Consider the following 19,725-nt stretch of genomic DNA (forward strand, 5'->3'; position numbering starts at 1 on the left):
GGCCCCCCCCCCCGCCCCCCCGGGGGGGGCCGCGCCCCGGGGTGACCCCCCCCCCCGGCGCGGGGGGGGGCCCCGGGGGGGGGCCCCCCGACCCTCGAAGGTGGTGGTTGTCACAGAGTCGGGCAGGGGACTCCGGACGGACTCGTTACCAGCGGTACCAGTGGTGCTGCCGAGTGTTGTCGGCGGGTGCGGGTGCGGGTGCGGGTGCGGGTGCGGGTGCGGGTGCGGCGGGGGTGCTGGTCGTGGGGGTGGCGGGGGCAGGTGCGGGTGCCGTCGTGGACGCGCTGGTGGCGGAACCCGTGATCTTGTTGTAGCGGAGCGGCGTGTAGTAGCTGGTGGGCCAGCCGGCCAGCGAGCTGGCGTTGAGGTTGCCCTGGTACTCGCGGGTGGGAACGCTGCGGTTCTGCTCGGAGTAGTAGTTGAACGTCCCGGCGGACTGGTCGATCCAGTTGCCGAAGAGGATCACGTGGTCGGCGGTGTAGTCGAGGGCGTCGCCGGGCTGGAGCTGGGAGCTGGCGATCCTGGTGGAGACGCCCGGGAGCGTGGAGGTGACCAGGCTGGAGCTGAGGTGCCAGGCCATGGAGACGAACCCGGAGCAGTCCTCGCGGTAGCTGCCGTTGCTGTCGGAGTGGGTGGCGCCCTGGTTGTAGGGCACGGCCTGGCTGACCCAGCTCTTGGCGCGCTGGATGACCTCGTCGGGCGAGATGCTGCCGCCGACGGACGATGCCGCGTGCGCGGGAGTGGCGATCATCAGGGAGGCGGCGCCGACTCCGAGGAAGCCGACGAGGCAGCGGCGGAGGGCGGGTCCGTACAGGCGCATGGATGTCTCCAGGGGTTGCTGGTGGGGCAGCGGGGTGCTGCTGTGGGGCAGCAGGGTTGCTGGTGTGGGCAGCGGGTGTGACTAGCCGAGCTGTCGGGCGACCGAGGTGAGCAGGTCCCCGTCCGATCGGGTGCTGTAGGGGACGGCGTGGGCGGCAGCCCACTCGTCGAAGTGGACGACGGCCAGGGTGGTGCCCTGCCGGACGGCGTAGAGGTGGTCGGTCTGCGGACCGGCCGCGGACAGTCCCTCGACGCCCGTCCACTGCCGTGACCAGGCGGTGCCCTGATCTGTCACGGCGGTCTTGGTGACCTGCGCGTCCGTCGTGCCGAGAGCCGTGGCCTGAAGGGCGCGGGACGCGGTCTGGCAGCCGTCCATCTGCGTCAGCAGACCCTGGTAGGCGGTCTGCGCGGCGGCGCCGTCACGGAAGGTGAACAGGTCCTGCTCCGCCGGTGTCCGGTAGACGCTGACGTACGCCTGCTGCTGCCAGGAGGCGGCACCGAGGACGGACGCACACTCGTCGAGCTGGACGGCGCCGGTCACGGCCTGGGTGCGTGGCGGAGCGAGCGGGTGCCATCCCTCGACGGCCCCGTTGGGGAGCTGGGCCGCGGAGAGCCCTCCCGTCGCCGCGAGCCCTGCCGTGGCACTCGACGGTGTTACGGCGGCCGGGGCGGCCGTGCTGTCGCCGTGGGCGGTGGCGGACAGCTGGGGGGCGCTGCCGCAGCCGCCGACGGTGACCAGGACGGCCAGGACACCGAGCGCGCCGAGGGCGGCCGCACTGAGAGGTCGGACAGAGGCGGGGGGACGAATGGAGCCAGGCATCGGGATCTTCCTAGCAAGGCCACCGGGTCACGGGACGGACTCGATGGAACAAGGAACGGTGCAACTAGGCATGGCGGGGCAGGGTGTGGCGGGACAAGGCGCGGGACGCCGGGGCAGGGTCTTCCGGTTTTCGGCGTTCGGCAGGCGGCACGGCACCCGTGGGGCGATCCGGTGGCCTTGGCCTTCAGCTCGACAGCCGTCCGCTTGGGGAGGCGGCGCTGGGTGACGGGATTCTTGCCCGGTCGTTCGGACACTGTCAAGAAGCCAATATGAGTATTTGGTGGCGAAAATAACCGATACGTCCGATTTCCCGCTGTCGGGATCTTCGATCCGGATGGCGCGCTGGTCAGGCGGCCTGCGCGCCGCTGCGGAGTCGGCCGATCCGGCTCTGGACGCCCGTGTGCGAACGTGGCCACCGTGGCGCGGTGTGCGGTGTTGCCGTGCACCGCGAGGGTGACTCACAACTGCCCTAGGCTGCACGGGGTTCGGCCACGGTCGAGGAGGTGCCGGCCGGGTCGGCGCGGGCTGCCGGATCCGGTCCGCTGTGGCGCGAAAGCCTTGACTTCCAAAGGAGTTGGGTCCGGGGTGGACCGCACCTCGGGAGTCGGCGGCCGATCGTCGTCGGCCGTGTCGCCGTGTCGCCGTGTCGCCGCGCCCCGTGCCCCGGGCGACCGGCTGTCGTGCCCCGGTCGCCGGCCTGGCCGTTCCGTATGGCGTTGACGCAGGTCAGAAGCCCTGAATGGCCAACGTATACAAGATCAAATAGCAAAAACGCCTTTGATTTGCAGTCTCAGGAGCGGTGTGTCAATATAATCAAAGGAGTCCGCGTGGAGCTCAGGGCGAGCGGACAAGAGCAGAAAGAGCGAGGGTCCATGTCGGACGGCGCGCGCGTCATCGTCGGAGTCAGTGGCTCGTTGAACAGCCTGACCGCACTGCACCGCGCGGTGGACGAGGCCCGTACCCGCGGGGCGGTGCTCGTTCCCGTACTGGCCTGGGCGCCCGTCGGCGGGGAGTTCAACTACCGTGCCCGGCCGTGTCCGCCGCTGCTCCGCACCTGGGAAGCGGCTGCCCGGAAGCGACTGGACCGGGCTTTCCAGGACGCCTTCGGCGGATTCCCCGTCGGTGTCCGGGTGGAGCCGCTGGTGGTCCGCGGTGAGGCCGGGCCGGTGCTGGCCCAGGTCGCCGATCGGCCGGACGACCTGCTGGTCGTCAGCACCGGACGCCAGGGCGGCCTGCGTCGACTCCTGCACGGTTCGGTGAGCCGCTACTGCCTGGCCCGTGCGACGTGCCCCGTGGTCGCCGTTCCGCCGTCCACGCTCCACACCGAGCTGCGGCAGGTCGCCCGCATCACCGACCTGCGAGAGCTGTCGCACGCAGCCTGACCTCCCGGGGCACGCCGATGCGGACCGGCTCGCCCGCTGCGCCTGTCGCGCCGGTCGAGCCGGTCCCGCCGAGGTCGAGGCCGGACATTCGTCGCGAGCGTGCCCGGCGAAGGGTTCCCCGAACGGCGCGTGACGGCCGACGTCCCACGAACTCCGGTCCGCCCGGCCGGTACGGCCTCAGGCCGCCGGTGGCCGCCCCGCACGGAACCGCCGGGCGGCCCCGCCGCTCCGGTTCGGCCCGCTCCGGCCCGGTTCTGCGGGCAGCTGTCAACGGGCGCTGGAGCAGGGGTAGTTCGGTGCAGATCGACCGAGGCCGGCCTGGGCCGGTGCGGGTCGGCGCAGGTCAGTACCGGCGCAGGTCAGTGCCGAGGTAGGTCGGCACCGGGGCAGGCCGGTACAGGGACAGGGCGGGCCGGTACAGGGACAGGGCGGCGCAGCGCAGCTCGGTGAGGTCAGCGCAGGGCCTGCGTCTGCCAGTAGCCGAAGCGCTGGAGCGGCTCACCGTCCATCCGCCAGGGCCAGGGCGTGACGGTTCCTCCGATCAGGCGGAAGGTCTCTGCGGCCTCCTGGAGCCGGTTGGCCTGGACCAGCGCGTAGGCCAGCAGGTTGAGATCGGCCAGCGCTGCGGCGTGCCGCAGGTGGCCCGGCTGGGTCCAGTCGGTGAGCGCGCGCTCCAACGACGACGCGGCGCGGGCCTGTGTCCACTGCCTCCGGGCCAGCAGTCCGTCGACGCCGCCTCGGGCGACGGTCCGGTGGTGGTGTTCGACGATCGCCGTGAGCTCCAGGCCCACCGCCGGTACCGCCGGAGGTATCCGGGACCGGACGGAGTCGACGAAGTCGAGCACCCGGCTGTGGGAGCCGCACTCCTCCGGTGACAGGTAGCCCAGCATCTGCAGATGCGCTTCGCGGTGCCAGGCGTCACGGGTCATCACCTCGTGCCAGACCTGGAACACCTCCTGCGGGTCGCGCCTCAACTGCCGCAGCGTCCCGAGCATGACCACCCAGGGCGTCGGGTCGTTCGGCTGGAGTTCGGCGGCGCGGTGGCAGCGGTCGACGGTGGCGCCCGCGTCCTCGAGCTCTCCGGTGAGTTGGCCGCGGACCAGATCGACCCAGGACTCGAGGATCAGGGAATCGGCATTCTTCGGCCGGCGCATCCGCCAGGATCGGGCGAGACCGGAATTCGCCGTCCATCCCGCCAGTACGGCGAAGCGGTGCGCCCGCCGGTCCCAGTCTGTTGCCGCGTCCTGAATTACTCGTTCGACCTGGTCGATCTGAATATCTATCAGGCCCGGTGCAGGGGGGGAACCAAGTTGCTTGCGCACCCTTCCGAGCTGGCTGTCGTCGAGTTCGGGGGCCAGGCGCGGACCGGTGGTTCGAAGCTTTCGAAAGAGCGACACGGACGCAGCGTAGGGCCGCACCGGAATTACCGATAGGCCCTTGGACGAATCGTTACTCGCGGGCACGCCGGGGCGGAATTACCGTCTCGTACGGTGAGATCGGGAGGAGTACGGGCACTCAGGGAGACCATTCGGTCGCGCGGTGATGCCGTGTCGGCCCACGACGATCCCGGTTTCGCCCGTTCCCGCGCTCCGGCGGACCGCCGGCGAGTGGCCGGCCGGGACGGAGTCGACCGGGACGTCCGCCGGCCGGAACGTTCGCCGCGCCGCCGCACCGGAGTGCGCCGGGTCGGCGGGCGTCGCCCCGGCCGCGCGGTTGCACCGCCACCCCGCCGTGCCCCGCGCCACCCCGCCGTGCCCCGCGCCGGGCCGCCGTCCCGCAGCCGTCGGCCCGGCCCGGTTCCGGCGGCTGCGGGACGGAATCCCGGTGAAGGTCCCGGCCGCCGGCTGCCGAGGTCTCTGCGCGTCAGAGGGTGCTGTGGCCACCGCCCCAGCGGATCGCGGCCGCACCGGCGAAGTCACCGGCGTGCGCGAAGCCGCCGAGTACGACCAGGTCCCCGCCCCGGACCGCCCCGGAGCGGATCGAGCGGTCGAGGGTGATGGGGATGGCCGCACCGAACAGGTTTCCGCAGCTGTCGAACGTGTCGGGGTGCCGGTCCTTCGGCAGGCCCAGGGAGTCGCGCCAGTTCTGCAGGAACGTGCGGTTGGGCTGGTTGGTCACCAGCAGGTCGATCTCGGCGGTCCGGACCTCGATCCGGCGGCACAGGTCCGTGACGACCTCCGGGACCAGGCGGTTGCCGCGTTCCATGACCCGGGCGATGCCGGACTCGGTGAAACCTATCCGCAGCTGGGACTCACCGGGCTCCCAGTACTTCCGGCCGTCGTCGAGGACCGCGGTCATGTCGCCGCCGTGGTCTCCGATGTGGCGGGTCACCACGTCCAGCACGGGAGCGTCGGCCGAGGTGGTCAGGTAGCCGACCCCGGCGCCGTCGCCCGGGATGGCGGCCTGGGCGAGCCGGCGCACGTCGGACTGGGTGAACAGCTGGCCCGCGGCACTCTGCGCGTTGCAGATCAGCGCGGTCTTCGCGTCGGTGGTGGTGAGGATGGTGCGCGCCAGCTCGATCATCTGGATGAAGGACGCGCAGCCCGCGCTGGCCACGTCGATCAGCCACTGCGGTTTCAGCCCGAGCCGGCGCGCGACCTCGGTTCCGGCGCCCACGAACGGGATGTCGGGGAGCTGGCTGTGCGTCAGCAGGACGTCCACGGCGCGGACCTCCTCGCGTCCGTGCCGCTCGACGAGCGGCTGCACCGCGCGTTCGATCATGTCCACGTTGGTCTCGTCGGCGGACACGTGGTGCCGCAGCGGGGGGATCCGGAACATCGGGCTGTCGCGGAGGCGGTCCTCGGCGTCGGCGTACTCGGTGTAGAACTCGGCGGGGACCGGCTTGCCGGGCAGATAGCCGGCGACGTCGGTGAGGCTGACCGTGGTCACGGCGCCACCACGCTGCGGGGGGAGCTGCTGACCGGCAGTCCGCCCAGGTGACGGTGTTCGAGGATGGCCTTGAGGTTCTCCAGCTCCACCGTGTGGCCGGCGTAGAACATGTCCCAGTAGTCGCCGACCCACGGCCGGTCCGGCCGGGGCGCCAGCTCGGGGCGGGGGTTGCGGTCGTAGTGCGGGTGCCGGCAGTTGGTCCAGGTGATCACGGAGCCCGGTGTGCCCAGTACCGACTGTGCGGGAACGACCCGCATCAGGTAGATCATCCAGAGTTCCTCGCCCTGGTCCCAGGCGCAGTGGAAGTCCACCGTCATGGCCTCGGCGTTGGCCACCACCTTGCAGAAGATCCTGGTGTCCGGCTCCAGCCGGTCGTCCCCGACCCACAGTCCGGGGGTGTCGGTGGGTGCGAAGTCCCGCAGGCTGAACGTCCACTCCTCCAGGTGGTGGCCCTGCCTCAGGTACTCGTACGCCTTCTCCGGCGGGCAGTCGACGTAGGTCTGGATCGTGCAGTACTGCCCGTAGACCTCCTGGTGCGGGTACGACGGTCGGGTCAACTCGGCGCAGCGGGCCAGCAGTTGCTGCTGGTCGGTGTTCTCCACCCGGGTCAGGCCGGGGACGTCAGCCAACTCGTACGGGTCCGCGCTCATGGGCGCTCTCCTCACTCTCGGCCGGCTCCGGGCCGGCGGCCGCCACATCGGGAAGGGACAGGAACGGAAGGAACGGCGGTGTCTCGGCGGGATCGAGGTCGAGCGTGACGAACGCCGGAGCGCCGCTGTCGTTGGAGCGCAGCAGCGCCCGGCGCAGCTGCGTCCCGTCGTCGGCCCGGGTCACGTCGAGGGCGGGGAACATGCCCGCCACGCCCGCCGCGATGTCGGTGGCCCGGAACAGACTGCTGTGGTGCGGCGCCCCGAGGAACACCTGCTCGCGGGTGGCGCACATGGCGTGCGCGTTGTTGTTGAGGATCACGAAGGTGACGGGCGCGGTGTACTCGACCGCGGTGTGCACCTCCATCCCGTGCATGAAGAACGACCCGTCGCCGGCGATCACGTAGGTGCGGCGACCGGTGGCGAGCGCCGCGCCGATGCCGGCGCCGAAGGTGTAGCCCATGCCGCCCATGCCGACGGCCACCACGAAGCGGCCGTGCCGCGGGGCCGGCAGCAGGTGGATCGCACTGGCCCCGGCGTTGCCCGCGTCGACGAAGACGTGTGCCCGCGGTGGCAGTGCGGCCTCGACCGCGGCCACCGCGGCGGCGTAGGACGTGCCGCCGCGACCGGTCCGGGGTGTCCGCCGGGGCACCGGTCCGGCGTGCCCGGGGGCCGGCCGTGGGCGCGGGTCGAGCCGCTCGGCCACCGCGCGCAGGGTGTCCCGGACGGGGCCCTGCAGGGCGATCCCCGGGACGAACGGCGGTTCGGGGTCGATGCAGACCACCGGGGTCCCGGCCAGGGCCCCGTCCAGTCCGCCGCGTGCCACGTCCGGCAGCCTGGTGCCGACCAGCAGGCAGACATCGGCCCGCCGGAGGCAGTCGGTGACGTTCTGATGGCCCATCACGCCGGCCACTCCGGCGAACCGGGGGTCGTCGTTGCGGAACACGTCCTTGGCGTCCGGGGTGACCGCCACCCAGGCGCCGAGCCGGCCTGCCACCTCCGCCAGCTCCGTCCGGGCGTCCGACGCGGCCACGCCCTCGCCGGCGATGACCAGGACGGTCCGCGCGCCGCGCAGCAGGTCCACGGCCCGGTACGGCAGTCGCGGCCCGGCCGGTTCTGCCGGGGCGGGCGGAGGCGTCGGCCGGCGGGGCTCGACCCGTGCCTGCTGGACGTCCTTGGGCAGCAGGAGCACGGCGGGGCCCCGGAGGCCGGTGCGGGCTGCGGTGAGGGCCCTGGCGAGCAGCTCCGGCATCGAGTCCGGGTCCTCGACCCGGGCGCAGAACCGGGCGACGGGTGCGAACAGTTGCAGCGCGTCGAAGGAGCCGGCCTGCCCGCTGGTGTCCTGGAAGGCGCCCCGCCCCTGGGAGCCGGTGGGCGGCTGGCCCACCAGCGCCAGCACCGGGACCCGGGAGGCGTGGGCCTCGGCGAGTCCGGGCAGGAGGTTGACCGCACCGCCTCCGGACGTGGCGGCGACGACCCCGATCCGCCCGGTGACCCGGGCGTGTCCGTCGGCCATGGTGACGGCCGAGAACTCGTGTTTGGCCACGACGGCGCGGATCGTGCCGCCGGTGGCGTGGAACGCGTCGTACAGGTCCTCGATGTTCGCGCCACCGACGCCGAACACCTGGCGGACGCCCGCTGCGGCCAGCTCGCGGGCCAGTTGGTCGACGAGTCGGACTCCGACGGTCATGCGATGCTCCTCTCCGCCTGGCCGGGCGCGACGATCAGCCCGGACGGCGAGGTGGCCTGGAAGCGGCGGCGGTATTCGCTCGGGGTCAGTTCGAAAGCCCGGCCGAAGGAGCGGAAAAACGTCTCGGCGGCCGGATAGCCGCAGCAGCGCGCGATCTGACCGATCGGCAGGTCGGTGGTCTCCAGCAGTTTGCGGGCCTGGGCGATGCGCATCTGTTCGATGTAGTGGCCGGGAGGCATTCCCACCTCGCGCCGGAAGACCCGGGCGAAGTTGCGGACGCTCATATTGGCGCGCTCGGCGATCTCCGGGACGGGCAGCGGCTGTTCGAGATTCTGCAGAATCCACTCCTGTGCGGTGCGAATGGGTGCCCGGTCGGCGAGTTGGGCCTCCAGAATCGAGCTGAACTGCGACTGGCCGCCGTTCCGCTTGAAGAACAGCACCAGGAACCGCGCTATCTCAAGCGCGAACGCCGCACCGTGGTCGGCCTCGACCAGCGCGAGGGCCATGTCTATGCCGGTGGCCACTCCTGCCGAGGTGACGAACCGGCCGTCCCAGACGAAGATCGGCTCGGGGTCGACCGTCACGTCCGGGTACCGGCGGGCCAGGTCCCCGCAGTAGGCCCAGTGCGTGGTGGCGCGCCGCCCCTGGAGCAGACCCGCCTCCGCGAGCAGGAACGCCCCGCCGCACACCGAGGCGACCCGGCGCGACCGGTCGGCGGCCCGGCGGACCCACGAGATCAGCTCCCGGTCGTCGAGCACCTCGTTGAGGCTCCAGCCGCCGGGGACGAGCAGGGTGTCGATCGGGCCGTCTCCCGCATCGAGCGGTTCGGCCTCGATCACCATGCCCGAGGAGGTCCGCACCAGCGGCGCATCGGCGGAGACGAACTCGATCCGGTAGCCGGCGCCCGTCGTCGACAGCTGCCGGTTGACGGTGTCGAACACCTCGATCGGCCCTGTTATGTCCAGCGCCTGTGCACCGGAGTAGACCATCACCACTATTCGTCGCTGAGACACCGTCACAGCCTGTACGCAGCGCGTGATGGCGGCAATGACGGCTTACTGACGAATTCGGCCACGCCGGTCGGCCGTGGGCCGCCGGGCAGCGTCCGAGCAGGCATGTTGACGGAGCGTCACGGCATGGTGTGAGACACGTCATGTCCGCGTCCGTCATGTCCGCGTTCGCCGTGTCCGCTTCCGCCGTGGCCGCTTCCGCCGTGCCCGCGTCCGCCGTGTCCGCGCGCTGCGTCTGCCCGGGCCGGCGGGTCGCGGGCAGGCCCCTGGCGGTCCCGGCCGACGGGTGTGCGGGCCGAGTTCCGGAACGGCGCGGCACGTGAGTTCGGCCTGGTGATCGGCGCGGACGGACTGCACTCCAAGGTGCGCCGACTGGCCTTCGGCCCGGAGGACCGCTGTGTCCGCCATCTCGGCCACTACGCCGTTACCCGGTCGCTGCCCAACCACCCCGGCCTGCGTCGGGGTTCGGTCGGGTGCAGCGTCCCCGGGCGGTTCGCCACGATCGGTGCCGACCACCGTGACGCCGAGCGGGCGGGCGCCTTCCTCGTCTTCGCCTCGCCCCGGCTCGACTGCGACCGGCACGACCCGCGGCAGCAGAGGCGCTGCTCACCGAGGCCTTCACCGGACTCGGCTGGGAGGTCCCGCGGCTGCTCGAATCCCTCGGGCAGGCACCCGAGTTGGACGTCGATCCGATCGGCCGGGCGGATTTGGACCACTGGTCCACCGGCCGGATCGCCCTGTTCGGGGACGCTGCGTGCGGCGCCGCCATCGGAGGCATGGGCACCGGAACCGCCGTGGTGGCGGCCTAAGTTCCGGCCGGTGAACTCGCCCGTGCCGACGGCGACCACCGCACCGCCTTCGCCCGGTACGAGGGCCTGCTGCGCGACTACGCCCGGGGCTGCCGGAAGGGTGGCGACCGGACCGGAAGGTCTTTCGCACCCGGTTCCATGACCGGACTACGGATCCGCAACGGGCTGTTGAACCGGCGCTTCGGGCTGGACCTGATGCTCAAGGAGGGCAAGAAGGTCACCACCCTGGTGCTGCCGGACCACCCGGCCGAGCTCGGCGTGGCACGCCGGTGGACCTGATTGTCAGGAGGGTCTGCCCCTGCCATGCTCGCTCTACATGATCCTCAATCGCCGTACAGTGATCACCGCGCTGGCAGCCGCACCGGCCCTGAGCACCGTCACCGGCGTCGTGGGCAGCGCTCCGGCCCGGGCCGCCGGCGACACCTACGCCTCCAACACCGCCCTCTACGCGGACATAGGACTGGTCGAGGGTGTGGACTACGGCCGTCGCTCCCGTCGGCACCCGATCGACGCCGCCGACCTGTCCGGCCGTTCGGCCTTCATCAGGACCACGGTCATCGCCCCGCACGGCGGCGGCATCGAAGGGGGGACCTCCGAACTCTGCCTGGCGATAGCCGGTTACCACCCGGCGGACCTCGCGCCCACCCCGGTCGCCGGGCCGGTGCACGACTTCTGGATGTTCGAGGGACTGCGCCGCGTCGGGAACGCCACCCTGCACGTCACCTCCACGCACTGCGACGACACCATCGCCCGCTCGCTCTGCGCGGGCAGCCTCAACGCGGTGTCGCTGCACGGCTGCACGCCCGCCCAGGCCGGTCTGGCGGCCGGGGCCCGGGCGGTGCTGGTGGGCGGACTCAACGCCGCCCTGCGGAAGTACCTGATGGAGGAGTTCGCCGCGGCCGGTGTCCGGGCGGTGACGGCCTCGGGGGAGGAGGAGATCGCCGGTGTCTCCCCGCACAACATCTGCAACCGCACCCTGCTCGGGATGGGCGTTCAGCTGGAGATCACCACCGACCTGCGCGCCGCCATGTTCGCGGAGGGGAGGAACACCCGGGCGGCCCGGGCGGCCAGCACCCTGCCGCTCTTCTGGTCCTTCGTGAAGGCGGTGCGCACCGCCGTCGGCCGGATCGAGGCCGACCAGCGGGTGATCTGATCCGAACTGATCCGGCTCTGCGGCCTGGACTCGTCGGCCCTCGGGCCGGCCGGGGGTCGTCCGTACGGGACCGGAGTCCTCGGGGGCAGCCCGGGAGCTCGACCGTCCGGCACCGCGTGGCCGGGCGCCCCCCGGTGGTGAGCGGACGCCCCGGCCGCCCGCCCGGACGCGGTGATCGGCGGAGTGCTCTCGACCCGTCGGTGGTCCGCGCTCCCGTCCATGGCGGTGTCCCGCCGTCCAGCGCAGTGTCCCGCTGTCCGCCGTGGTGCCCCGCGCCGGACCGGACTCGTCCGCGGGCGGCAGCGGCGCAGCGGATCACGGTCGAGCCCGGCCCCGTCCCCCGAGGGAAATGCGCACCCCGTTTCCGCCGACTCCCGTGCGCGACCGGCCTTCCGGGGCCGCGGACGGCGCACCCCCGCGTCCGTGCGCCGAGCGCAGCCACCTCCCGGTGCGCTCCCTACGGGTGACTCGTCCGGGCCAATCAGTACGTCACCCTGACCAGGCCATGACTTCCGGCGCCGCACACCGTTGACCCGGCGCAGCACCCACGTCACACGAAGGATCCGCCATGCGCCACCTCGCCGACGCCGTCACCACCGCCGGGATCATCGCGGCCGTCGTCGTCGCAGGGTTCGTCGTCCTGCTGATCGCCGGTCTCGCCCGTACCTCCGCCCGCGCCGAGCGGGTCGCCGCCAGGCACCGCGAGGAACGCGCCCGCGAGGCCGCCACCGAGGACCCGGACCTGCCGGGCGGGGAGGACCGGTGACCGAGGTCGACCGGGACCGGCGTCGTCCCGTGCCCACCCGTCTGCTGCCGGACCCGCCACCCGGTTCGGGCCGGGTGACCGGCCGCCCGGCCGGTTGAACCCGGCGGCCCGCACGATCGGACCCGGTGCCGTGAGACAGCCCGGCCGGAACACCGGCGCCGGCCCGGCGCAGGGTCGGTGTGACGTGTCCGGTCCGCCGTCCGGTCCGTCGGCGATGCCCGCGTCACCGCCGCGCTGAGCCTTTGTCCCGTCGGCGCCGTTGCCGACGCGGGTCCCTCCGCCCGGGCGCCTCGGGCCCACCTGGGAACTGCTCCGAAAAGATCCCGTGATCGGCGTGCAACCGAACACCTGCTCGTCACGTATATCTCCACGGAATCGATGGACAGAGGGGGATGCAGTGAAGCGGGCTACGGGTTTGCTGATGGTGGGCGGGATGCTGGTGCTGGCGGGGTGCAGCGGCGGCGGTACCTCCGGGGCGGACCATCCCGACGCGGCGGCTTCGGCGAAGGCGTCCGCGGCGAAGCTGGCCATCGAGCCCAAGGACGGCTCGCAAGGGGTGGCACCGAACGCGCTCAAGGTGTCGGTGGCGAGCGGCAAGCTGACCAGCGTGGCGGTCACCGACAAGAGCGGGAAGCCGGTCGACGGCACCATCTCCGCCGACGGGGCGAGCTGGTCGCCGTCGGCCGGCCTGGCGGTCGGTGCCGCGTACCAGGTGAGCGCGCGGGCCGCCGATGCCGATGGTGTGGTCGCCACGGCGAGCAGCTCCTTCACCACCCTGACGCCGGAACACACCGTCAAGGTCTCGGACAACGTCGACACCGGCTCGAAGTACGGTGTCGGCATGATCGTGTCGGTCGACTTCGGTGCGCAGGTGAAGAACCGGGAGGAGGCGCAGAAGGCGATCACCGTCGAGGCCTCCGACAAAACCGTGGTCAAGGGGCACTGGTTCGATGACGGCAGGCGGCTCGATCTGCGGCCGGAGAACTACTGGAAGCCCGGCACCACGGTGAAGGTGCACTTCCGCACCAAGAGCGTCGAGCTCTCGCCCGGCGTCTACGGCGCCACCGACCGGGACGAGCAGTTCACCATAGGCCGCTCGAAGGTCAGCGCGGTCGACGCGTCCTCCCACATGATGGTGGTCAAGGAGGACGGCAAGTCGGACCAGGACGTTCCGATCACGGCCGGCTCCGACGACAACCCGTCCTGGAACGGCACCATGGTGATCTCCGCCAAGAGCCGGATGGAGCACATGGCCTCGTCCACGGTGTCGGACATCAAGGGGCCCGGGTACTCGGTGGACGAGCCCCACGCCCTCCGGCTGACCTCCTCCGGCACCTACGTCCACGGCAACCCGAAGGCCGGTGCGGTGGCCGGCCGGGAGAACATCAGCCACGGCTGCATCGGCCTGCCGGACAGCGAGCAGGGCGACGACGGCTCCACGGCGGGCAAGTTCTACGCCGACTCGCTCATCGGTGACGTCGTGACCGTCAAGAACTCGGTGAAGACCCAGGCGCTCGACCCGTCCAACGGCCTCAGCGGCTGGAACCTGGCCTGGTCGAAGTGGTGACCCGCACCGGCGCCCGCGTGCGACGGTGACCCGGCACTCCCGCAGGGTGCCCGCCGACCCTCCCCTGGTGCCCTGAAAGGTGCAGGGCCGGTGAACTGATCCCGTGCAGCCCGACGACCCGACAACCTTGTTGTCGGGTCGTCGGGCTGTCGGATCGTCAGGCCGTCGGCATGAAGGTCATTGTCAACAAGGTAATAGGCGGATACCGTGTTCACCCATGACATTGATCCTGACTGCGGACCCCCGGCTCGACCCCGACCTGCGCGAGGAGATGGTCCGCCTCTGGACGGATGCCAGCAACGCCGGCGGCGCCGTCGGCTTCGTCGCGCCGGTGACGGCGGACGAGGTGCGGGTCGCCGCCGAGCGGAACTTCGCGGGCGTCGGGCCCGACGGCCCCGACCGGTTGCTGGTCGCCCGTGACGCGGAGACGGGGCGGCTGGCGGGCTTCCTGTTCTTCGAGGACATGCGCTTCCCGCTGATGGACCACTGGCGGATGCTCAAGGCGGTCATGGTGCACCCCGACTTCCAGGGCCGTGGGTACGGCCTGGAGCTGCTGGGCGAGGCGGAGCGGATCGCGCGTGCGTGGGGCCTGAGCGGCCTGAAGCTGGCCCTGCGTGGCGGACACGGCCTGGAGAAGTTCTACGGCCGCTGCGGCTACACCGAGGTCGGGCGGGTGCCCGGGGCGATCCGGGTCGCCCCGGGCGACGACCGCGACGACGTCACCATGTGGCTCGACCTGCGCTGAGGCCGCACGGGACGGGTCCGCGCAGCCCCGCACGGACCCTGCACGGACCCTGCACGGACCCTGCATGGACCCTGCATGGACCCCGTACGGACCCCGCACGGACCTTGTGCGGACCGCCGCACACGCGGCCGGGGGCGACCGGATCCGTGCCCCGGCTCGGCCGGAGAGCGCAGGTCACTCCTCGATGGCCCCGCCCACGGACCGCAGGTGATCGCGGAAGGTCAGCGAAGGCGTCCGCCGACGCTGCGCGAGGTAGGCGTCGAAGTGCACCTGGCTGCGCAGCGGGACACCGGCGCGGATCCGTTCGGCCTGCCGGCGCTCGGTGTCGCGGATCGTCTCCGCGAGTGTGAGGACCTCCTCGGCGCGGCCGGTCGGGAGGAGCAGCACCCCGTCGTCGTCGCCCAGGACCAGGTCCTCGCAACTCACCGTCCAGTCGCCCACGGTGGCGGACTCCAGTGCGTCCTTGGGGCGGTCGTCGAGGCGTTGCGGCCCGGCCGGCGTCGCGCCCAGGCTGAAGACGGGCAGTCCGAGAGCCCGGATGTCGGCGGTGTCGCGGTGCAGCCCCCAGATCACGATCCCGTCCAGCCCCGCGGACTGCGCCTCCAGGACCACGAGATCACCGACGCATGCCTCGTCGAGCCGTCCGCCGTTGTCGACCACCAGCACGTCGCCGGGCGAGGCCCCCTCGACGGCCTCCAGGAAGACGTCGACACTGCCGACGTGCCGGGCCGGGCAGGCGCGCCCGGCAACCCGGCCGCCGGCCACCACGGCATGCAGCCCCGCGGGTGCGCAGCGCAGCGGGATCCGTGCGCGGATGCAGGCGTCCGCCACGTGGGCCGTGGTCAGCGTCGCGAACCGGTCCCGGAGTTCCTGGTGGTCCATGGTGTGTCCTCTCGCCGCTCACTCGCCCGGTTCTCATTGTCCTCAACGGGCCTGCCGCGCGGAATCGTTGCGCCGGATTCGACGGAGCGCGCCGCCCGGTGCCCGGGCCCCGGCGCCGTGCCGAGGGCCCGGGGGCGACACGTGCGGTGCCCCGTCATTCCGCGCCGCAGGACGGCCGGGCGGGCACAATCGGAGCAGTCGCACCGCCGAACGGCGTTGCCGCAGCACCGAGTACGGAGGACCGGATGACCAGCGCGGACCTATTGGTCGATGCCTTCAACCGGATCCAGGAGACCGTCCACGAGGCGGTCGGCGGCCTCACCGCCGCCCAACTGGCCGAGCGTCCGGCCGAACAGGCCAACTCGGTCGCCTGGCTGATCTGGCACCTGACGCGGATCCAGGACGACCACGTGGCCGATGCGGGCGGTACCGAGCAGCTGTGGACCGCCGACGGCTGGTGCGACCGCTTCGCGCTCCCGTTCTCCGCCGGGGACACCGGGTACGGCCACTCCGCCGAGCAGGTCGCCGCCGTGCGGGTCAAGTCCCGTACGCTGCTGACCGGTTACTACGACGCCGTGCACGAGCACACCGTCCGCTACGTCGGCACGATCCGCGACGCGGACCTGCGCCGGGTGGTGGACGAGGGCTGGACCCCGCCGGTCACCCTGGCCGTCCGACTGGTCAGCGTCATCTCCGACAACCTCCAGCACGCGGGCCAGGCGGCCTATGTCCGCGGCCTGGTGCGCGAGCGGTAGCGGAATCACACCACAGCCGGACGGGGCGAGGTGCCGAACCCGCGGCGGAGCCCGGACCGACCCCCGCCTTCGCCCACTCCCCACGTGGCGCTCGGCCCGGTACCGGGCGGGTACCGGGGTGCGCCGCCATTCCCGTGATTGCGGCCGCCACCGTTGCCGACCGGCAGACAGCCGGGGCTTTCGGGTGCCATGCTCCTCGGCCAGGGGTGGGGGACTCGCAGGCGGTCACGGATCGGAGTGAGGCATGCTGTCTGTCGTCGTGGGGCCGTGGCGCGGAGCGCCGGTGGTACTGCGGAACGCCGAGGTGCTGCATGACGCGGCGAGCACCATGAAGATGGCCGTGCTCGCGGCGGTGTACCGCAGCGGGCTCGATCTGGATGCCGCCGTACCGGTGGTCAACCGGTTCACCTCGGCGGTCGGCGGCAGCTACGGCAACGCGCGAGAGTGGGACAGCGACCCCGAACCCTGGCAGCTCCTCGACGCCGGGTCGGCCCCGGACTCCGCTCCGGACCGGTCACCGGTACCGGCCTCGGCTCCGCTGCGCTGGCTCGCCGAACGGATGATCACGCACTCGTCGAACCTGGCCACCAATCTCTGCCTGGCCCGGGTGGGCGGACCCGCGGTGGCCGAGGCGTGGCGGCAGGCGAACGCCACCCGCAGTTCGAGTCCGCGCGGTATCGAGGACTTCCCCGCTCGCGACGCGGGAGTGCACAACCGGGTCACCGCGCTGGACCTGGTCCGGCTGCTGGAGTCCCTGGAGCCCGATCTGCTCGCCCTGCTGGAACGCAACACCTGGCGGGTGGACCTGGCGGCCGGGCTCCCTCCGGGTACCCGGATCGCCTTCAAGAACGGCTGGTTCCCCGGTGTGCGGCACTGCGCCGCCGTCGTCCACCCCGAGGACTGTGCGCCGTACGCGCTCGCGGTCTGCTACACCGGCCCGCTGGCCTCCGGCCACGACGACATCGATCCGGCGGCCGGGCTGCTGGCGCGGATCTCGGCGCGGGTCTGGGACCGGCGGCACGAACTGGCGCGGTGACCCGCCGGTCGGGTCCGTCCCGCATGCTGTCGGCCGGCGCGCCGCCCATACTCTGTGTGTGGTGCGTCACATCGGCGTGCCTGCCGCCGCACGGGGCCCCGTCCGCCCCGCCGTCGCCGAGGTACCGGCGTGGCCTGCGCTCCACCGGCACGCGGTGGTCCTACCGTTCGACCCGACGCCCTGACGACTCGATGCGGGGGTGGGTGTCGGGGAGGGGCCATCACGAGATATCTTGATATCAAGACGTTGTAGACGTGAAGCGGAGTACCGGTGACTGACTCGACCATCATCTATACGCACACTGACGAGGCCCCGGCCCTGGCAACGTATTCGTTCCTGCCTGTGGTCCAGGCGTACGCCTCGACGGCGGGCGTCACTGTGGAGACGCGCGACATCTCCCTGGCCGGGCGCATCATCGCGAGCTTCCCGGAGCGTCTCGAGGAGGGCCAGCGCATCGCCGACGCCCTCGCCGAGCTCGGTGAGCTGGCGAAGACCCCCGGGGCCAACATCATCAAGCTGCCGAACATCTCGGCCTCGATCCCGCAGCTCAAGGCGGCCATCGCCGAGCTGCAGCAGCAGGGCTACGCGCTGCCGGACTACCCGGACGACCCGAAGACCGACGAGGACCGGGACGTCCGCGCCCGGTACGACAAGGTCAAGGGCAGCGCCGTCAACCCGGTGCTGCGCGAGGGCAACTCCGACCGGCGTGCGCCCGCCTCGGTGAAGAACTACGCCAAGGCGCACCCGCACCGGATGGGCGCCTGGACGGCCGACTCCAAGACGAACGTCGCCACCATGGGTGCCGACGACTTCCGCTCCACCGAGAAGTCCGCGGTCGTCGCCGAGACCGGTTCGCTGCGGATCGAGCTGGCCGCGGCGGACGGCAGCACCACCGTGCTGCGCGGGTCGGTCCCGGTCCTCGCGGGTGAGGTCGTCGACGCCTCCGTGATGCGCGTGGCCGCGCTGCGCGAGTTCCTCGCCGCGCAGGTCGCCCGTGCCAAGGCCGAGGGTGTGCTGTTCTCGGTGCACCTCAAGGCCACGATGATGAAGGTCTCCGACCCGATCGTCTTCGGCCACGTGGTGCGCGCCTTCTTCCCGAAGACCTTCGCCGCGTACGGTGAGGTGCTCGCCGCCGCCGGTCTGAGCCCGAACGACGGCCTCGGCACCATCCTCAACGGCCTGGACGCGCTGCCCGAGGGTGCCGAGATCAAGGCGTCCTTCGACGCCGAGATCGCCGAGGGCCCGGCCCTCGCGATGGTCGACTCGGACCGCGGCATCACCAACCTGCACGTGCCGAGCGACGTCATCGTCGACGCCTCCATGCCGGCCATGATCCGCACCTCCGGCCACATGTGGGGCCCGGACGGCCAGGAGGCCGACACCCTGGCCGTCCTGCCGGACAGCAGCTACTCCGGCGTGTACCAGGCCGTCATCGACGACTGCCGCGCGAACGGCGCCTTCGACCCGTCCACGATGGGCTCGGTGCCGAACGTCGGCCTGATGGCGCAGAAGGCCGAGGAGTACGGCAGCCACGACAAGACCTTCGAGATCGCCACCGCCGGTACGGTGCGCGTGGTCGACGCCGAGGGCAACGTGGTGCTGGAGCAGCCGGTGGGCGCCGGCGACATCTTCCGGATGTGCCAGACCAAGGACCTGCCGATCCAGGACTGGGTCAAGCTCGCCGTCAGCCGTGCCCGCGCGACCGGTGTCCCGGCCGTGTTCTGGCTCGACGAGGGCCGCGCGCACGACGCCGTCCTGATCGGGAAGGTCAAGGCCTACCTCGCGGAGCACGACACCGAGGGCCTGCAGATCGAGATCCTCTCGCCGGTCGAGGCGACCGCGTTCTCCCTGGAGCGCATCCGCCGCGGTGAGGACACCATCTCGGTCACCGGCAACGTGCTGCGTGACTACCTGACCGACCTGTTCCCGATCCTGGAGCTGGGCACCAGCGCCAAGATGCTCTCGGTCGTCCCGCTCATGAACGGTGGCGGTCTGTTCGAGACCGGTGCCGGCGGCTCCGCGCCGAAGCACGTCCAGCAGCTCGTCAAGGAGAACTACCTGCGCTGGGACAGCCTGGGCGAGTTCCTCGCGCTGGCGGTCAGCTTCGAGCACCTCGCGCAGACCACGGGCAACGCGCGTGCCCAGGTCCTCGCCGACACGCTCGACCGGGCGACCGGCACCTTCCTCGACGAGAACAAGTCGCCGAGCCGCCGCCTGGGCGGCATCGACAACCGCGGCAGCCACTTCTACCTGGCGTTCTACTGGGCCCAGGAGCTGGCCAAGCAGACCGCCGACGCCGAGCTGGCCGAGGCGTTCGCGGGTCTCGCCAAGACGCTGGCCGAGCAGGAGCAGACCATCGTCGACGAGCTGATCGCGGTCCAGGGCTCGTCGGCCGACATCGGCGGCTACTACCAGCCGGTCCCCGCCAAGGCGGCGGCCGTCATGCGTCCGTCGCAGACCTTCAACGAGGCCATCGCGTCCCTCGTCTGACGCGGTCCGCGCGGTGGTTCCGGTCCCCGCGGCGGTTCCACGGCGTGACAGGCAGGGCCCCGGGCCGTCCGAGCGACGGTCCGGGGCCCTGCCCGTTCGGACGCCCGTCCGGACGCCCGTCCGGACACTCCTGTGGACCAACGCCTCCGGACCGGCCGAAGGCCCCGCGCTCATGGGCGCCCGGCGGGGGGGGCGGCCAGCGGGCGGAAGCCAACGCGGGGGGCGCGGTCCCGACGGGCAGGGTACGGATAGGTGTACCCGCGAG

18 protein-coding genes are annotated in these 19,725 nt (G+C 72.0%); 10 read left to right on the plus strand and 8 right to left on the minus strand.

Annotated features, from left to right (window positions below; all coding sequences use genetic code 11):
- Positions 1–145 precede the first annotated feature (145 nt).
- Positions 146–820 (minus strand): hypothetical protein, encoded by a 675-nt coding sequence (locus ACFC1R_RS36085; protein ID WP_375945947.1) that lies wholly within the window; start codon positions 818–820, stop codon positions 146–148.
- 81 nt (positions 821–901) lie between these two features.
- Positions 902–1,639: a hypothetical protein gene (locus ACFC1R_RS36090; protein WP_375945948.1), complete on the minus strand. Its 738-nt coding sequence runs from the start codon at positions 1,637–1,639 to the stop codon at positions 902–904.
- 872 nt (positions 1,640–2,511) lie between these two features.
- On the opposite strand from ACFC1R_RS36090, the gene ACFC1R_RS36095 reads away from it, so the two are divergent.
- Entirely contained in the window at positions 2,512–3,021 is a 510-nt protein-coding gene (locus ACFC1R_RS36095) for a universal stress protein (protein WP_375945949.1), read from the plus strand.
- Positions 3,022–3,473: 452 nt separating this feature from the next.
- Here the strand turns inward: ACFC1R_RS36095 and ACFC1R_RS36100 are convergent, their stop codons facing one another.
- From ACFC1R_RS36100 to ACFC1R_RS36120, 5 genes are all read right to left on the minus strand, one after another.
- On the minus strand, positions 3,474–4,418 hold the full coding sequence (locus tag ACFC1R_RS36100) for a hypothetical protein (RefSeq protein ID WP_375945950.1): 945 nt from the start codon (positions 4,416–4,418) through the stop codon (positions 3,474–3,476).
- Between the two features lie 466 nt (positions 4,419–4,884).
- Complete coding sequence (locus ACFC1R_RS36105; RefSeq protein WP_375945951.1) at positions 4,885–5,910, minus strand: 3-oxoacyl-ACP synthase III family protein; 1,026 nt, start codon at positions 5,908–5,910, stop codon at positions 4,885–4,887.
- Positions 5,907–6,560, minus strand: a complete 654-nt coding sequence (locus tag ACFC1R_RS36110) for an SRPBCC family protein (protein WP_375945952.1) — start codon at positions 6,558–6,560, stop codon at positions 5,907–5,909. Before ACFC1R_RS36110 ends, ACFC1R_RS36105 begins: the two co-directional genes overlap by 4 nt.
- The gene (locus tag ACFC1R_RS36115; RefSeq protein ID WP_375945953.1) at positions 6,532–8,247 is read right to left on the minus strand and encodes a thiamine pyrophosphate-binding protein; all 1,716 of its coding nucleotides are present in this window, start codon (positions 8,245–8,247) and stop codon (positions 6,532–6,534) included. Before ACFC1R_RS36115 ends, ACFC1R_RS36110 begins: the two co-directional genes overlap by 29 nt.
- Positions 8,244–9,260 (minus strand): GlxA family transcriptional regulator, encoded by a 1,017-nt coding sequence (locus ACFC1R_RS36120; RefSeq protein WP_375945954.1) that lies wholly within the window; start codon positions 9,258–9,260, stop codon positions 8,244–8,246. Before ACFC1R_RS36120 ends, ACFC1R_RS36115 begins: the two co-directional genes overlap by 4 nt.
- Positions 9,261–9,934: 674 nt before the next feature.
- Between ACFC1R_RS36120 and ACFC1R_RS36125 the strand changes: the two genes are divergently transcribed.
- The 6 genes from ACFC1R_RS36125 to ACFC1R_RS36150 all read left to right on the plus strand — a co-directional run bounded on the left by ACFC1R_RS36125 (position 9,935) and on the right by ACFC1R_RS36150 (position 14,297).
- Positions 9,935–10,066: a hypothetical protein gene (locus ACFC1R_RS36125; RefSeq protein WP_375945955.1), complete on the plus strand. Its 132-nt coding sequence runs from the start codon at positions 9,935–9,937 to the stop codon at positions 10,064–10,066.
- 138 nt (positions 10,067–10,204) lie between these two features.
- On the plus strand, positions 10,205–10,345 hold the full coding sequence (locus ACFC1R_RS36130) for a hypothetical protein (RefSeq protein WP_375945956.1): 141 nt from the start codon (positions 10,205–10,207) through the stop codon (positions 10,343–10,345).
- A 37-nt stretch (positions 10,346–10,382) separates the two neighbouring features.
- On the plus strand, positions 10,383–11,219 hold the full coding sequence (locus tag ACFC1R_RS36135; protein WP_375945957.1) for a poly-gamma-glutamate hydrolase family protein: 837 nt from the start codon (positions 10,383–10,385) through the stop codon (positions 11,217–11,219).
- A gap of 568 nt (positions 11,220–11,787) precedes the next feature.
- Positions 11,788–11,985, plus strand: a complete 198-nt coding sequence (locus tag ACFC1R_RS36140; RefSeq protein WP_375945958.1) for a hypothetical protein — start codon at positions 11,788–11,790, stop codon at positions 11,983–11,985.
- Between the two features lie 421 nt (positions 11,986–12,406).
- A complete protein-coding gene (locus ACFC1R_RS36145; protein WP_375945959.1) occupies positions 12,407–13,552 on the plus strand; it encodes an Ig-like domain-containing protein in 1,146 nt (381 codons plus the stop codon).
- A gap of 217 nt (positions 13,553–13,769) precedes the next feature.
- Entirely contained in the window at positions 13,770–14,297 is a 528-nt protein-coding gene (locus tag ACFC1R_RS36150) for a GNAT family N-acetyltransferase (RefSeq protein WP_375945960.1), read from the plus strand.
- Between the two features lie 174 nt (positions 14,298–14,471).
- Here the strand turns inward: ACFC1R_RS36150 and ACFC1R_RS36155 are convergent, their stop codons facing one another.
- Positions 14,472–15,179: an RraA family protein gene (locus ACFC1R_RS36155; RefSeq protein ID WP_375945961.1), complete on the minus strand. Its 708-nt coding sequence runs from the start codon at positions 15,177–15,179 to the stop codon at positions 14,472–14,474.
- Positions 15,180–15,424: 245 nt separating this feature from the next.
- Between ACFC1R_RS36155 and ACFC1R_RS36160 the strand changes: the two genes are divergently transcribed.
- The 3 genes from ACFC1R_RS36160 (at position 15,425) to ACFC1R_RS36170 (ending at position 19,460) form a co-directional block, all read left to right on the plus strand.
- A complete protein-coding gene (locus tag ACFC1R_RS36160) occupies positions 15,425–15,934 on the plus strand; it encodes a DUF664 domain-containing protein (RefSeq protein WP_375945962.1) in 510 nt (169 codons plus the stop codon).
- Between the two features lie 244 nt (positions 15,935–16,178).
- Positions 16,179–16,970 (plus strand): serine hydrolase, encoded by a 792-nt coding sequence (locus ACFC1R_RS36165; RefSeq protein WP_375945963.1) that lies wholly within the window; start codon positions 16,179–16,181, stop codon positions 16,968–16,970.
- A gap of 270 nt (positions 16,971–17,240) precedes the next feature.
- On the plus strand, positions 17,241–19,460 hold the full coding sequence (locus ACFC1R_RS36170) for an NADP-dependent isocitrate dehydrogenase (RefSeq protein ID WP_375945964.1): 2,220 nt from the start codon (positions 17,241–17,243) through the stop codon (positions 19,458–19,460).
- Positions 19,461–19,725 lie beyond the last annotated feature (265 nt).

It is taken from the genome of Kitasatospora sp. NPDC056138, from assembly GCF_042264695.1.
In the GTDB taxonomy this organism is placed as follows: Bacteria; Actinomycetota; Actinomycetes; order Streptomycetales; family Streptomycetaceae; genus Kitasatospora.